Below are 13706 nucleotides of genomic sequence, written 5' to 3'. Positions count from 1 at the left end.
CGTGGATAAGAATACGACGCCAAACCAAGACCCCTACCTCAACGCCGAATACAACCCTGACCGCCCGGCTGAGCCCAAAAAGCAGCGCGCAATAATCGCGACCATCGCGATCGCTGCCTTGGTGGCGCTCGGCAGCTGGCTTATCTACGGGCCAGAGCAGGATGAAACTCCCACCCAGTCGACTGCCGGCTCCGTCCAGTTCCCCATCGACGCCCCGTAGCTTTCCAGCTTTCTTCTCTGGCTTAAGGGATATTATGTGTGTATAAATCTATCCGGTTTCCCGGGATGACCTCGACCAACAACCCGATATGATTTTCAAAACAGTTCCATTCGCCCGTTTAGAGGAATCAACACTGAATGGCATCTCGTGTGTGGTATAGAGGCTGCGGGTAGCGCAGCGAGATCGACGGCTATAGAACAGGAGCAGGCCGTCCTGCACGATGAGGAGCTCGCGCACCAACACAGAGATCAGCAAATCCCTTTACGTGCGCAATACTGGCCACGTCGCGGGAAGAACCGCGTGTTGAAGTTCTCCATGCATATCCCAAGACCGCCTGTGTCTTTGGTCTCGGGATTCCCGATGATGAAGTTGAACAGCTGCTAACTGCAATTGACTCCATTCCAGACGAAGTACTTGCTGAAGGTGACGAAGCCACAGCCGAATGGGTTCAAGAAAATCTAGCTTCCAAAGAGATTGTGCCCTATATCGCTACTGAAGTAGCATGTGCAGGGGCCATTTTGTGGGCAATTGGATCGACCTTGCTGCCCGTCGCAAAGATCATCAAAATTAAGAACGCCATCAAAGCTTTAGGTGGTGTAAAAGCTGCTGTTTCTCAGCTAGCACAAAAGGGATTCAACTGGCCCAGCATTCAACAGACCGGAGGAGCACTTCGTGACTTAGGTGCTGAACTAATCGGCGTGGCCGCGGTTTCTGAATACTGTTTCAACTAAGACACAGTGAAAGCGGAGGCATGAATGGATGTAAATAAACTATACATCATATCTTCAGTGATTATGGCAATTGCGGGAATCGTCGTGCTTTTTAGCCGAAATTTTCTTGCAGCCAGCGCTATGCTTATCGCCTCAGGGTTAGCCGCTGACATTTACCGCTTGAGGAATAATATGAGTGGAAATCAACGGTAATTTCAGAAGACTTGCCTACACCTTTAGCTAGCGACCATCATTGGTGGTCGCTAGCTTTTTGATGCATCTAGTCAGGCCGATCTGTGACCTCCTCAGCAACCGATAAACAGACGTTTACGTCCTCAAGCTCCGTCGACACCCTTGCGGATGCTGACGGCTCACACTAAGACAGCTACGCGCAAATCACACCAATGTGAGACACGCCGAGCCAGACACACTTTTTGACTCTTAACCCCATTTTGACGACTATCTCTCCAGCAGCACGTACGTGCATGAATTTGATCCACCCAATAAAAATGGACCCCGCGTGCCAGTTGCAAAATGCGGGGCCCAAACTGCTGTGCAATATCTAGCAGAGCAGTTCGACACCTCTGAATATAGGGTCTTTTACCGGGAAGCAAAGCTTCGAGGCATGGTGTTAAGCGAACTGACGTATAGCTTGAGTGGAAGGCGAACTCACGCGACGTGGTCACTTAGACGAGCGGACGAAAGAATTCGATACCGGCATTGATTGTCAGTGGAATCCCAGCTTAGGCGTTGTTGAGAAAAGGGTGGGCTGGACGCGGATAGTTACCCACATAATGTCCCTTAAGCCTCTTCTCTCAGCTTCCGCGGCACATACAAAAGAGCCTCCGACACTGCGTCATTTGCAGTCCCGGAGGCTCTTTCCTCTTGTGCGCCCGGTGAGACTTGAACTCACACGTCAAAGACACTGGAACCTAAATCCAGCGCGTCTGCCAATTCCGCCACGGGCGCATAAAGCGTCTTTCATCCTACACACTGCACAAGAGGGCACAAACCAGCAGGAAGGAAGGGCCCTGTGACTTGGCGTTGCTCCGCGCAGGTTGACGGAGAATTCCGCGCCGCGGACACACGGCACCACACCGAACGGCCTCGCAGCGACTCCGCTTCACACTTCAGCCCAAACCAACCACCCGCTTGCTGTCCGCCCCGCGGACACACGGCACCACACCGAACGACCTCGCAGCGACTCCCCTTCACGCTTCAGCCCAAACCAACCACCCTCTTGATGCCGACCCCACGGACACTTAACCGGGCTCAACCGTTATCCGCCCCGCGGACACTTCAACGAGCCCAACCACCGTCCGCCGCGCGGACACCTCAACGACCCCAACCGCTGTTCGCCCCGCGAATACATGCAACCTACATCGTCCGCCATATCACGCTGATCAGTACCGCCTACCGGTTGTCCGACTGCATTGACCGCCCCGCGGACACCTCAACGACCCCACCGCCGTCCGCCCCGCGGACACACGGCATCACACCGAACGGCCTCGCAGCGACTCCGCTTCACACTTCAGCCCAAACCAACCACCCGCTTGCTGTCCGCCGCACCCCGCTGACCAGTATCTCTTGCCGGTTGCCCCAACTGCACTGTCCGCCCCGCGGACACACACAACCACGGAGCAAGTATCGGGCCACAAACTTGTCGGAGAGGGCGTCGATAAGTGATGTTGCTAGACTGAGGCACTGTGAGCGAGCAGAACAGTTTCCCAGGTGAAGAGGGCGCGCCGAAGCGTCGGCACGTTCGGGTTCGCGCGTGGCACATAATGTTGCTTATCGCCGCGGTGATTACGTGCTGTCTGCTGGCGTACTGGCAGTGGACCCGCTACCAGTCCGGGACAGGAACGTTCCAAAACCTGGGGTACGCATTGCAGTGGCCGTTCTTCGGTGCGTTTTTCGTCTACGCCTACAAGGCGGGGTTGAAGATGGAAAACGAAAAGATTGACGCGCTGAACGCCTCGGGTTCGATGGATGAGCTCTATGAGGCGGACCTTGCACGCTACGGCTCAGATGGCAGGCGCGAGCCTGTGGAGATTGATGAGGATTTCCTGCCGGAGCGCCCTACGCTCGATGTGGAAGAATACAACTCAATGCTCGCACCACGCCGTCGTACTTCGACGGAACCAAACAGCGAGCCACCGAGCGAACCGAACAGAAAGTAAGAGGCCTGAACGTATGACTCAGCCGCAGCCAAATGCAGCCGCACCCAAGATTCACCCAGAGCGCCAGCGCAGAGTGAAGCAAGCGCTCACGGCGTTCTCTGTCGCCGCGTGGACGACAGGCATCCTGCTGCTGCTCCTATGCACACGCATGATTATGCAGTACCTCCTGCACATGGACGTGTCCATGCTGGAGTGGGTGGCACGCGTGCACGGGCTGGCGTACATCCTGTTCCTGGTCACCTCACTCAACCTGGGGCTGAAGGCGCGTTGGGCTGCGCAGACGTGGGCGGTGACCGCGATTTCTGGCGTCGTCCCCTTCTTGTCGTTCTGGGTGGAGGCGAAGCGCCGCAACGAGGTCACGCGCACGTTCCAGCTGCGCTAGCAGCCCACGCCTAACTACGCAGCGCCGCGATGTGCGGTGCAAGCGCCCGCAACGCCGTCCCACGGTGTGAGCGGGCGTTTTTCCCTTCCGGGGTGAGCTGCGCTGACGAGCGGCCGGGGGTGTCAGCGGGTTGGAATATCGGGTCGTAGCCGAAGCCGTGCTCGCCCTTCGGGGCTTCGAGCAGGCTGCCTTCCCAGCGGCCTTCCGCGGTGAACTCCTCGCCTTGCGGGGTCACCAGGGCGCAGCAGGACACGAATGCGGCGTCACGCTGAGCGATGTCCGCCATCTGTGCGAGCAACAAGTTGTTGTTCGCCGTGTCGGTGTCTACGGCGCCATGCTGCCCGGTATGCCCAGACCAGCGGGCCGAAAGCACGCCCGGCATCCCGTTGAGCGCGGCGACGGCCAGACCGGAGTCGTCTGCCACGCACGGCAGCCCGGTGGCTGCCACCCCGGCGCGTGCTTTGATCAGCGCGTTTGCTTCGAACGTCAGCCCGTCCTCTTTTGGCTCCGGGTACGGCTCCACCTCGCCGAGGGGGACGAGTTCGACGCCGTCGATACCGCAGTCGTCGAGTACCTGCTGGAGTTCCTTGAGCTTCTTTGCGTTATTGGACGCCACCAACAACTTCACTGTCATGCCAGGGCAGCCTTCTGCGCCTGGATGAGCTCATTCAAGCCCTTCTGCGCCACGTCGAGCATCTGGTTGAGCTCGTCGCGGCCGAACAGGCCGTGCTCCCCGGTGCCCTGGATTTCGACGAAATTGTCGCCCTCCTGCATGACTACATTCAGGTCGACTTCAGCGCGGGAGTCCTCTTCGTACGGCAGGTCGAGGCAAACGTGGCCGTCGATAATTCCGACGGAGACCGCGGCGACTGGCGCGAGCAGCGGCTCACCCGGTACGACGCCACGTTCTTTGAGGACGGAGATGGCGTCGGCAAGCGCGACGTACGCGCCGGTGATGGAGGCGGTGCGGGTGCCGCCATCGGCCTGGAGGACGTCGCAGTCGAGCTGGATCGTGTTCTCCCCCAGCTGGCGCAGGTCCACCGCGGCGCGCAACGAACGCCCGACCAGGCGGGAGATTTCGTGGGTGCGACCCTTCACCTTGCCGCGCATCGATTCGCGTGGCATGCGCTCGTGGGTGGCGGCCGGGAGCATGGAGTATTCGGCGGTCAGCCAGCCTTCGCCGGAGTCCTTCTTGAAGCGTGGCACGCCTTCCTCGATAGAGGCGGTGCACATCACGCGGGTATTGCCGAACTCTACGAGGACGCTGCCTGCCGGGTTCGAGGTGAACGAGCGGGTGATGCGCACCGGGCGCATTTCGTCGAGCGCGCGCCCGTCAGCGCGCTGAAAATCAGAAGTTGTCATGCACTCCAGAGTAACGCACTGCGTTACAGCTCGAAGCAGGCGCCGGGCTCGCCGAGCACCGTCTGCCCGCCGAACGCGCGCGCCGCGGCCTCGAGCGTAGCTTCCTGATCCGCCCACGGCTGGATGTGCACAATCACAAGCTTTTTGACGCCCGCTTCGCGCGCAATCCGCCCCGCCTCTTCACCAGACAGGTGCATGCCGGGCGCCATCCCCTCGGAAGTCGGACCCCAGGCCGCCTCGCAGAGGAACAGGTCGGCGTCGCGTGCAGCCTCGACCAGGTTCGGGGTGACTCCGGTATCGCCCGAGTACACCAGGGTCGCCTTGGTCTCCGTACAGGTGACCCGCAGCGCATGCGATTCCTGCGCCGGATGATCCACCGGGAACGGGGTGACCTGCACCCCATCGATCTCCACTGGGGTTCGTGGGCTCCACGTGTGCACGTCGAAGGTGTCACTGATGTCGTCGACCTCGTCGGCGGTGTTGGCAGCCATGCGACCAAAGTGTGTCGCCGAGTGGCCTGGGCCGTACAGCTTGTGCGTGCGCCTCGCCGGTTTCTCCGGGTGGTAGCGCCGCCATACCAGCAGCGACGGCACGTCGGAGCAATGATCGGCGTGGAGGTGCGAAAAGATGAGGTGCGCGTCGGAAGGATCCATGTCTTCGCGCGTCTGCATTGCAGCCAAGGCGCCGGGCCCAAAGTCCATCAGTATGTCCGGGTTGCCCGGCGTACTGATCACATAGGACGAGCCGGGATTACCGGGGGCGCCTAAACTCCCTGAACACCCGAGAATGGTCAACTTCATGGAATTACTGTGCCATGAAAACTACGTATTTTCTAACGTTTCCACTAAAAACACTCAGTTTTGTAGCCATGTCATGAAATTCAGGCTGCTGTGGCCTAGCTCATGGGGTGGTTCACGGCGTGCACCATGGGGCCCAGGAAGCGGGTCGCGAGGGCGTCGAACAGCGCGGGGTCGCCGGTGGACTCGAAAGTCCTCGTTGGCTTCACTCCGGAATCTGCCAGCATGTCGCGCTCCGTGAGAATGCGGAGCACGTCCTTCGCGGTCTCCTCCGCTGAGGACACGAGTGTGACGTCGTCGCCCACGGCGAGCTGCACGATGCCAGAGAGCAGCGGGTAGTGGGTGCAGCCCAGCACCAGCGTATCGACGCCCGCTTCGCGCTGCGGTGCCAAGTACTCCTTCGCGATACTGAGGATCTCTGGGCCTGACGTCACGCCGCGCTCCACGAACTCGACGAACCGCGGGCACGCGGTGGCCGTCACTTCGAGATCTGTCTTGAGCGCGAAGAGGTCCTGGTAGGCCCCCGATGTGATAGTGCCCTGCGTACCGATCACACCAATTTTGTTGTTTCGCGTGGTCGCGATTGCGCGTCGCACTGCCGGCTGGATCACCTCGACGACGGGGATGTCGTAACGCTCGCGAGCATCGTGCAAGAATGCGGAAGTGGCAGTATTGCAGGCGATGACTAGCATCTTGCAGCCGCGGGAAACGAGCTCGTCTGCAATACGCATCGCGTGTTTGCGCACCTGCGCAATTGGTTGCGGACCGTACGGGCTGTTCGCGGTGTCACCGATGTAGATCATCGACTCATTCGGCAGCTGGTCAATGACGGCGCGGGCTACCGTCAGGCCGCCCACGCCAGAGTCGAAAAGGCCGATTGGGGCGTTGTTCTCGAGCGTTTTCACGTCACATCATCCTAGCCCATAGGGCTGATTCGGATTCTTGCGCTGTTTCTTCTGCGCTTTCTTCATCGCGAGCTCCGGCGGATCGTCCGAGGTGATGATCATGCCCGCAGCCACACCACCGATCGCGCCGAAGAGGTGCGCCTGCCAGCTCACCCCCTCAACGAGCGGCAGTACGCCCCACATCAAACCCGAGTACGTGAACCCGAGGATGATGCCCAAGAGCACCTGGCCCGCTGACCTATTGAAGAAGCCACGCACCAGCAGGTACGCCAGCCAGCCGTAGACCAGGCCCGAGGCACCAATGTGGTTCGTGCCGATCCCACCGAACAACCAGGTTCCGATGCCTCCGATCAGCACCACGAACGCGGTGACCTCCCAGAACACCCGCTTACCGGAGTACCCCACCAGGAACGCGAAGAGCGCACCCAATCCGGTGTTGCCCATCAAGTGGTCCAGGTCAGCGTGCAGCAGCGGCGAAGTGAAGATGTGCCAAATACTGGTCAGGTCCAGCGGGTGCACGCCGAGGCCGTTGAGCGCTCCGCCGAACACCGCCATATTCAGGATGTGCACGGCCCAGATAATCGCGATGTATCCAAGGGCGAACAGCAGCCCGGTTCTGCGCTGCTGTTTGAACTTGCTCTTGCGCTGTGCGGTGGGATCCATCGCTGGATCGACGCCGAAGGCAGCAAGCTGCTGGTCCGGGTGCGAGAACGGACGGTCGAAAGGTTTGCCGTAGCCCGGCTGCCCAGTCTGCCCGTAGCCCCAGCTCGGCCTCGGTGCGTGTGGAGGTTGCGTCATATGCTTACTCACCCATCATCGCCTGCAGCAGCGACTCCTGGCAGAACGCCAACCACTCGATGAGCTGCGCGCGCTGCTGCTCGGCGGCCTCGCCACCACGGTCGTCGGCAGAGACGTACAAGCGCATATCGTTGAGCGCAGCCAGGAACTGGTGCGCCTCCTCTTCCTCGATGGTCACCTCAACGCCACCAGTCGGGCCCAGCGCCTCGTTCACCACCTGGAGGTTGGTCAGCTTCGCCTTAATGATGTCGTTTTCGTGCAAGCTGCGAAGCAGGCCGTTGTCGCCCTCGAACTCCTCGTCCTGCTCCCGCTCAAAGTCAGGCAGCAGGCGCAGGAGCTTCGGGTCCGTCGGCGCCTCCGAGTGCCCCACGGACAGTCCCATCATTTCTGAGAACTCGTCGCGCGGCGCGGACTGCGCTCTAGCGATCAACGCCTCGGACACCGTCGCCGTCAAATCCCCGATGATTTCGCGCTCGAGGGGGTCGAACAGCGTCGTAAATTTGATGCCTGAGCGCAACAGGCCCTTCTTCTTCCGCCAAGCTTGCATTCGCTTTGTTCTCCTTGCCCTGGCCTAGCCGGCCTGCTGCATCGTTGCCCAAAGGCCAGCGGTGTGCAGCTTCTTCACGTCGCCTTCGACCTTGTCTTTTTCACCAGAGGACACCACCGCTTTCCCCTCGGTGTGCACCTGCATCATGAGCTCCTGGGCACGCTTACGGTCGTAGCCCAGGACGGTTTGAAAAACGTAGGTGACATAGCTCATCAGGTTGACGGGGTCGTCCCACACTATGCACATCCACGGCAGGTTTTCACTCGTCGCAACCTCGACGTCGATGGCTTCGTCGAGCTCAGGAGACGCCATCGGCGAACTCATCGCTACAATTCCTGTCATTTTCATGTGCACCACCTTACCTGCTTCGGAAACACCACGCCCGCAAGCATTGTGTGCTAATGCGCCAACCGAGCCCGTCAACGCACTACACTCATCGAACATGATGCAAAACCAGGCCCACCCCAACTACTCGACGGCATTCCTGACGGACATGTACGAACTGACGATGCTCGACGCCGCCCTGCAAGACGGCACCGCGCACCGGCAGTGCGCCTTTGAGGTCTTCACCCGCCGCCTGCCGAATGACCGCCGCTACGGCGTCGTCGCAGGCACCGCCCGAGTTGTCGATGCGATTCAGAACTTCCGATTCACCGACGCCCAGATCGAGGCGCTCGACTTCCTCTCCGACGAGGCCAGAGAATACCTACGGAACTACTCGTTCTCCGGCCAGGTCGACGGCTACCGCGAGGGCGATATTTACTTCCCTTACTCCCCCATCATGACGGTGCGCGGCACCTTCGCCGAGTGCGTGATCTTAGAAACAGTCATCCTCTCGATCCTCAACGGCGACTCCGCGGTGGCCTCCGCGGCGTCCCGCATGGTCACGGCCGCTGATGGCCGCCCGATCATCGAGATGGGCTCGCGCCGCACCAACGAGCAGGCGGCGGTCTCGGCGGCGCGCGCGTCCTACATCGCGGGGTTCGTCGGCACCTCCAACATGGAAGCCTCTCACCGCTACGGGATCCCAGCCTCCGGCACCGCGGCCCACGCGTGGACGCTGCTGCACGTCGACGAGGAGGGCCGCCCCGACGAGGTCTCCGCGTTCAAGGCGCAGGTCGAAAGCCTGGGCAAGGACACCACGCTGCTCGTCGATACGTACGACATCACCAAGGGTATCGAGCACGCGCTCGAGGTCGCGGGCACTGAGCTCGGCGCGATCCGCATCGACTCCGGTGACCTGGGCATCGTCTCGCGCCGCGTGCGCGCCCAGCTCGACGAGGCCGGCGCGTTCAACACCAAGATCATCGTCTCCTCTGACCTCGACGAATTCGCCATCGCGGGCCTGCGCGGCGATCCTGTCGACGGCTTCGGCGTCGGCACCTCGGTGGTCACCGGCTCCGGCGCACCGACGGCCACGCTGGTGTACAAGCTTGTAGAGGTCGACGGCCACCCCGTGGCCAAGCGTTCCTCCGGGAAGCGCACCTACGGCGGTGCAAAGCTGGCCAAGCGCGCCTACCGCGCCTCCGGCGTCGCGGTGGCGGAGCTCATCTACCCACTGCGCGCGGAGATCGACACCAAGCCAGCCCTCGAGTACCGCGACCTGGTGGTACCGTTGATTCGGGATGGAGAGGTCGTCGACAAGCATGACGAGCTCGAGGCCGCCCGAGAGCTGCACAACACCGCGCGCACCACCCTGCCGTGGGAGGGCCTGGCGTTGGCGAAGGGCGACGCGGCGATCCCGACGCGCTTCGTCGGCTTCCCTGAGCCCACCGAGTAGGTAGACTTTCCCGATGTGAGTGACCAGCCTTTAGCCCAAACGACCGAAGACCTGCTCGCGGCTGCCGTCGCCGCACTTGGTGGCGCCGAGCGCCCCGGGCAGGTCGCGATGGCGAAGGCCGTCACCAAAGCGATCGACGCCGGACGCCACCTCGCCGTCCAAGCGGGCACAGGCACCGGCAAGTCGCTCGCCTACCTCATCCCCGCCATCCGGCATGCGCAGCAGTCGGACAGCACGGTCGTCGTATCGACGGCTACCATCGCGCTGCAGCGCCAGCTCGTCGAGCGCGACCTGCCTCGGCTCGCCGACGCCCTCGAGCCACTACTGGAGCGCCGCCCCACCTTCGCGATCCAGAAGGGGCGTAACAACTACGTTTGCCTGCACAAAATTGGGCTGGACGAGGAGACCCCGGAGGCGCTCATCGAGGAAGACGACATTTCCTGGCTGGGCAAGCACGTCAAGCGCGTCGCCGAGTGGGCACAGGACACCGAGACCGGCGACCGCGACGACCTCGAGCCCGGCGTCCCCGATCTGGTGTGGCGCCAGGTGTCCGTCACCTCCAACGAGTGCCTTGGGGCGAGTCGCTGCCCGCACGGCGAGGAGTGCTTCGCCGAACTTGCGCGGGAGAAGACCCGCTCCGTCGACGTGGTGGTGACCAACCACGCGCTGCTCGCTATCGACGCCCTCTCCGAGGTCGACGTACTGCCGGAGCACGACGTCGTCATCATCGACGAGGCCCACGAACTCGACGGGCGCATCACCTCCGTGGCCACCAACGAACTGTCCGCCCGCGCGCTGACGCTCGCTGCACGGCGTGCGGGCAAGCTCGGTGCGGACAAGGCGGTGCTCGAAGACGTCGCCGACGACTTCAGCGCAGCCCTCGCCCTGGAGGAGCCCGGCCGCTGGGAACGCATCTCCGATCCCGCGCGCGGCGCCTTCACCGGGGTGCGCGACGCACTGTGGCGCACCCGCAACGCCATCGCCGATGCCCCTGAGGGCGAGGCCACGAACGACCCGGAAACCGCCGCCGAGCGCGGCAACCTCAAGAACCACCTCGAGGACCTGCACGACGCCACCGTCCGCATCCTCGAGGTCTTCGACGAGGACGACCCTGCCAAGCACTACGACGTAGTGTGGCTGACGCGCTCCGACAAGTACGACGACTCCGTGGCCGTCGCCCCGCTCTCCGTCGCTGCGTTGCTGCGGGAGAAGCTCTTCGGCGAGCACACCGTGGTGCTCACCTCCGCCACGCTGACTGTCGGCGGAAACTTCAACGCCATGGCGGCCTCCTGGGGGCTTCCCGACAAGACCTGGGACAGCCTCGACGCAGGCACTCCTTTCGACCCGGCGAAGTCCGGCATCCTCTACACCGCCAAGCACCTTCCTGCCCCGGGCCGCGACGGGCTATCGGACGCGACACTCGACGAGATCGCCGAGCTCATCACCGCCGCTGGCGGCCGCACACTCGGTCTGTTCTCTTCCCGCCGCGCCGCCCAGCAGGCCGCGGAGGCGATGCGCACGCGCCTCCCCTTTGACATCATGTTGCAGGGCGAGGACTCGACCGGCGCGCTCGTGGACAAGTTCGCCCGCAACGAGAACAGCTGTCTGTTCGGCACACTGACCCTTTGGCAGGGTGTCGACGTCCCCGGCCGATCCCTCTCTCTCGTCATCATCGACCGCATCCCGTTCCCCCGCCCCGACGACCCGCTGCTGCAGGCTCGCGCCAACGCCGCGGATGCTGCCGGGCGCTCCGGGTTTATGGAGGTCTCCGCGACCCATGCCGCCCTCCTCATGGCGCAGGGCGCGGGTCGCTTGTTGCGATCGGTCAGTGACCGCGGCGTCGTCGCGGTGCTCGACAACCGCTTAGTGACGAAACGCTACGGCTCCTTCCTGCGCCGCAGCCTCCCAGCCTTCTGGGAGACCACCAACCCCGATACCGTCAGAGGCGCACTGCAACGCTTGGTGGCGGCTCGCTAAACGCGAGCGCTGTCACCGAACCTGGCGCGACCTCGGTAAAGCCGGCGTCGGCAATCACCACGCCGTCATGTTCGCGCGCGTACACCAAGCACTCCGCGAACACGTCGCTGTCCGCCTCGCGGACACTCAACGGGAAGCCGTCCTCGGCCCACGCCTGCACCCACGCAAGCGGACGCTGCGCTGCAAGCAGCATCGACGCATGCCCCACCTGCGCCGCCGCCTTCCCCGCGGACATCTCGAGCCCGGCATCCACCACAATCACAGGTATCGACGCCTCCACCGGCCCCTCCACGGACTCCAGCGGCAAATCCGTCCCCTTGATCTGCAGCTTCGCCACCTCATGCGGGACATCACGCACCGCGGACGGGACGAACGCCCGCACCGACCCGACAGTCACACCCGGCACAGTCTGCACGTCCAGCCATGCCTTGTTGCGAGCGCGGCGCGTGACCTTGCGGATGCGGTGGTCGTACCAGCGCTGCAGGTGCTCCCGCCACGGACCAGGCAGGTCGGCTTGTTCCGAGAGGCAGACGGCGACGGTGGCGCGGGCGGCGTCGACAAGCATGGCGTTGCGTGGCGGCGGATCCTGCTTCGGCAGGTTGATGACCAGCTGCATCGCCTGCACCGTCTCCGGGTCGCGGGGATCCTCGCTGCGCTGCCGGTAGTCAGCGCTCGTGCGCTCGTGCAGGAGCTGCCAGGCTAGCTCTCTACTCATGCTTCAGGGCTCGTCAGTGCAACGCGGCCGTCGATACCCTGGTGCTCGTTCGAGTCATCGATCTCGTCGCGCGGAATGCCGATCATGTAGAGCACCTCGTCCAGGAACGGGTGGTTCACCGACGCGTCCGCGATTTCCTTCAGTGCTGGCTTCGCGTTAAACGCGATACCCAACCCTGCAACCGAGAGCATGTCGATGTCGTTCGCGCCATCGCCCACCGCGATCGTCTGGTCCATGCGCAGGCCACTATCCTCAGCGAACAAGCGCAGGAATTCCGCCTTCGCCTGACGGTCCACCACCTTGCCGATCACTCGACCCGTCAGCTTCCCATCCTCAATTTCGAGGGTGTTCGCGCGCACGTAGTCGAGCTCCAGCTCCTCGGCCAACCCATCGAGCACCTGGATGAACCCGCCGGACACCACTGCGGTGCGGAACCCCATCGAGTTCAGCGTACGAATCGTGGTCCTCGCACCAGGCGTGAGCACGATGTCCTTCGCCACCTGGTCAATAACCGACGCGTCGAGCCCCGCCAGCGCCTTCACGCGCTCACGCAGCGACTCTTCAAAGTCGAGCTCGCCGCGCATCGCGCGCTCCGTCACAGTGGCAACCTCCGCCTCACGGCCCGCGTGCGCCGCAAGCATCTCGATGACCTCGCCAGTAATCAAGGTCGAGTCGCAGTCGAAGCACACCAGGCGCTTCATCCTGCGGTGCAGACCCGCGTGTTCCATCGCGAGGTCGATGCCGAGCTCAGCGGAGATCTCCGCGAGCTTCTTGCGGATCTCCTGCCCGTCGCCCGGCGAATAATCCGGAATGGTAATGCACAGCTCCAGGCCTGTCACCGGGTACTGCGCGATGCCACGAATCGTGTCAATGTTTGCGCCTACCGACGCCAATTCCGTCCCCAACCTGGAAACTGCCTCCGCCGTGACAGGATTCCCGAGTGCCACGACCACGTGCGTCGAGCGCGGGCGGCGCTCGGAACGCTCAGAAACATCCGTCTCGATCGTGACACGTTGCCCGTAGTCCCACAGAGCCACGCGCAGCTCACGCTCGATGTCTACCAAGTCGTTCGGGTCCATGCCCACGAAGGCTGCCAGCATGAGGCGTCCCCGGAAGTCCGTCTGCTCAACGTCAAGCAGCTGGACGTTATGGCGCGACAGGGTGGCAAAGAACGACCCCGATACGCCCGGCCGGTCAGGGCCCGCCGCGGTGATGACCGCGGGCTTGAGCCCTGCTTGCAGCTCTACCTCAAACGCCGTCATTGGTGGTGTACTCCTTCGTGTTACTGGCTGACTGTGATGAGAGTAGCACCTTTTGACAACACAAAACCCCT

15 protein-coding genes and 1 tRNA gene are annotated in these 13706 nt (G+C 62.6%); 6 read left to right on the top strand and 10 right to left on the bottom strand.

Going from position 1 to position 13706, the window contains the following annotated elements:
• Window position 1: 1 nt before the first annotated feature.
• On the top strand, window positions 2-220 hold the full coding sequence (locus BJP07_RS00955) for a hypothetical protein (RefSeq protein ID WP_071565635.1): 219 nt from the start codon (window positions 2-4) through the stop codon (window positions 218-220).
• 476 nt (window positions 221-696) lie between these two features.
• On the top strand, window positions 697-951 hold the full coding sequence (locus BJP07_RS00950) for a hypothetical protein (protein WP_255365879.1): 255 nt from the start codon (window positions 697-699) through the stop codon (window positions 949-951).
• A gap of 867 nt (window positions 952-1818) precedes the next feature.
• On the opposite strand, the gene BJP07_RS00945 is transcribed toward BJP07_RS00950, so the two are convergent.
• A tRNA-Leu gene (locus tag BJP07_RS00945) sits at window positions 1819-1899 on the bottom strand.
• Window positions 1900-2636: 737 nt separating this feature from the next.
• Here BJP07_RS00945 and BJP07_RS00940 point away from each other — a divergent pair.
• Entirely contained in the window at window positions 2637-3110 is a 474-nt protein-coding gene (locus tag BJP07_RS00940; protein ID WP_177222491.1) for a hypothetical protein, read from the top strand.
• A gap of 13 nt (window positions 3111-3123) precedes the next feature.
• Window positions 3124-3492, top strand: a complete 369-nt coding sequence (locus tag BJP07_RS00935; RefSeq protein ID WP_071565632.1) for a DUF3817 domain-containing protein — start codon at window positions 3124-3126, stop codon at window positions 3490-3492.
• 10 nt (window positions 3493-3502) lie between these two features.
• Here the strand turns inward: BJP07_RS00935 and rdgB are convergent, their stop codons facing one another.
• The 7 genes from rdgB to clpS form a co-directional block, all read right to left on the bottom strand.
• On the bottom strand, window positions 3503-4126 hold the full coding sequence (gene rdgB / locus BJP07_RS00930) for an RdgB/HAM1 family non-canonical purine NTP pyrophosphatase (RefSeq protein ID WP_071565631.1): 624 nt from the start codon (window positions 4124-4126) through the stop codon (window positions 3503-3505).
• Window positions 4123-4854, bottom strand: a complete 732-nt coding sequence (gene rph, locus BJP07_RS00925; protein WP_071565630.1) for a ribonuclease PH — start codon at window positions 4852-4854, stop codon at window positions 4123-4125. The genes rdgB and rph overlap by 4 nt, the downstream gene beginning before the upstream one ends.
• 23 nt (window positions 4855-4877) lie before the next feature.
• On the bottom strand, window positions 4878-5654 hold the full coding sequence (locus tag BJP07_RS00920; protein ID WP_071565629.1) for an MBL fold metallo-hydrolase: 777 nt from the start codon (window positions 5652-5654) through the stop codon (window positions 4878-4880).
• A 95-nt stretch (window positions 5655-5749) separates the two neighbouring features.
• A complete protein-coding gene (murI, locus tag BJP07_RS00915; RefSeq protein WP_071565628.1) occupies window positions 5750-6556 on the bottom strand; it encodes a glutamate racemase in 807 nt (268 codons plus the stop codon).
• 6 nt (window positions 6557-6562) lie between these two features.
• Window positions 6563-7354 (bottom strand): rhomboid family intramembrane serine protease, encoded by a 792-nt coding sequence (locus BJP07_RS00910; protein ID WP_071565627.1) that lies wholly within the window; start codon window positions 7352-7354, stop codon window positions 6563-6565.
• A gap of 4 nt (window positions 7355-7358) precedes the next feature.
• Window positions 7359-7901, bottom strand: coding sequence for a DUF2017 domain-containing protein (locus BJP07_RS00905; RefSeq protein ID WP_071565626.1), 543 nt, complete (start codon window positions 7899-7901; stop codon window positions 7359-7361).
• A 24-nt stretch (window positions 7902-7925) separates the two neighbouring features.
• Window positions 7926-8225 carry an ATP-dependent Clp protease adapter ClpS gene (gene clpS, locus BJP07_RS00900; RefSeq protein ID WP_071565662.1) on the bottom strand — a complete coding sequence of 100 codons (300 nt, stop codon included), beginning with the start codon at window positions 8223-8225 and terminating at the stop codon, window positions 7926-7928.
• A gap of 118 nt (window positions 8226-8343) precedes the next feature.
• On the opposite strand from clpS, the gene BJP07_RS00895 reads away from it, so the two are divergent.
• Together BJP07_RS00895 and BJP07_RS00890 are read left to right on the top strand one after the other, a co-directional pair.
• Window positions 8344-9681 (top strand): nicotinate phosphoribosyltransferase, encoded by a 1338-nt coding sequence (locus BJP07_RS00895; protein ID WP_083583977.1) that lies wholly within the window; start codon window positions 8344-8346, stop codon window positions 9679-9681.
• 15 nt (window positions 9682-9696) lie between these two features.
• Window positions 9697-11658, top strand: coding sequence for an ATP-dependent DNA helicase (locus BJP07_RS00890; protein ID WP_071565625.1), 1962 nt, complete (start codon window positions 9697-9699; stop codon window positions 11656-11658).
• Here the strand turns inward: BJP07_RS00890 and BJP07_RS00885 are convergent.
• Both BJP07_RS00885 and serB read right to left on the bottom strand, forming a co-directional pair.
• Window positions 11621-12373 carry an aminoacyl-tRNA hydrolase gene (locus BJP07_RS00885; RefSeq protein ID WP_071565624.1) on the bottom strand — a complete coding sequence of 251 codons (753 nt, stop codon included), beginning with the start codon at window positions 12371-12373 and terminating at the stop codon, window positions 11621-11623. The two genes, BJP07_RS00890 and BJP07_RS00885, sit on opposite strands and share 38 nt — an antisense overlap.
• On the bottom strand, window positions 12370-13635 hold the full coding sequence (serB, locus tag BJP07_RS00880; RefSeq protein WP_071565623.1) for a phosphoserine phosphatase SerB: 1266 nt from the start codon (window positions 13633-13635) through the stop codon (window positions 12370-12372). Before serB ends, BJP07_RS00885 begins: the two co-directional genes overlap by 4 nt.
• Window positions 13636-13706: the final 71 nt, after the last annotated feature.

Origin of the sequence: Corynebacterium sp. NML130628, assembly GCF_001875665.1 — a bacterium.
Classification (GTDB): Bacteria; Actinomycetota; Actinomycetes; order Mycobacteriales; family Mycobacteriaceae; genus Corynebacterium.
The sequence above is the reverse complement of the archived record's forward strand: the minus strand, read 5'-3'. Positions and strand labels throughout refer to the sequence as shown.

What these genes read in the sequence shown, in the direction of transcription:
- BJP07_RS00935 (WP_071565632.1), top strand. Translation starts at nt 3,124, where the DNA reads ATGACTCAGCCGCAGCCAAATGCAGCCGCACCCAAGATTCACCCAGAG.
- rdgB (WP_071565631.1), bottom strand. Translation starts at nt 4,126, where the DNA reads ATGACAGTGAAGTTGTTGGTGGCGTCCAATAACGCAAAGAAGCTCAAG.
- rph (WP_071565630.1), bottom strand. Translation starts at nt 4,854, where the DNA reads ATGACAACTTCTGATTTTCAGCGCGCTGACGGGCGCGCGCTCGACGAA.
- BJP07_RS00920 (WP_071565629.1), bottom strand. Translation starts at nt 5,654, where the DNA reads ATGAAGTTGACCATTCTCGGGTGTTCAGGGAGTTTAGGCGCCCCCGGT.
- BJP07_RS00910 (WP_071565627.1), bottom strand. Translation starts at nt 7,354, where the DNA reads ATGACGCAACCTCCACACGCACCGAGGCCGAGCTGGGGCTACGGGCAG.
- BJP07_RS00905 (WP_071565626.1), bottom strand. Translation starts at nt 7,901, where the DNA reads ATGCAAGCTTGGCGGAAGAAGAAGGGCCTGTTGCGCTCAGGCATCAAA.
- clpS (WP_071565662.1), bottom strand. Translation starts at nt 8,225, where the DNA reads ATGAGTTCGCCGATGGCGTCTCCTGAGCTCGACGAAGCCATCGACGTC.
- BJP07_RS00895 (WP_083583977.1), top strand. Translation starts at nt 8,344, where the DNA reads ATGATGCAAAACCAGGCCCACCCCAACTACTCGACGGCATTCCTGACG.
- BJP07_RS00885 (WP_071565624.1), bottom strand. Translation starts at nt 12,373, where the DNA reads ATGAGTAGAGAGCTAGCCTGGCAGCTCCTGCACGAGCGCACGAGCGCT.
- serB (WP_071565623.1), bottom strand. Translation starts at nt 13,635, where the DNA reads ATGACGGCGTTTGAGGTAGAGCTGCAAGCAGGGCTCAAGCCCGCGGTC.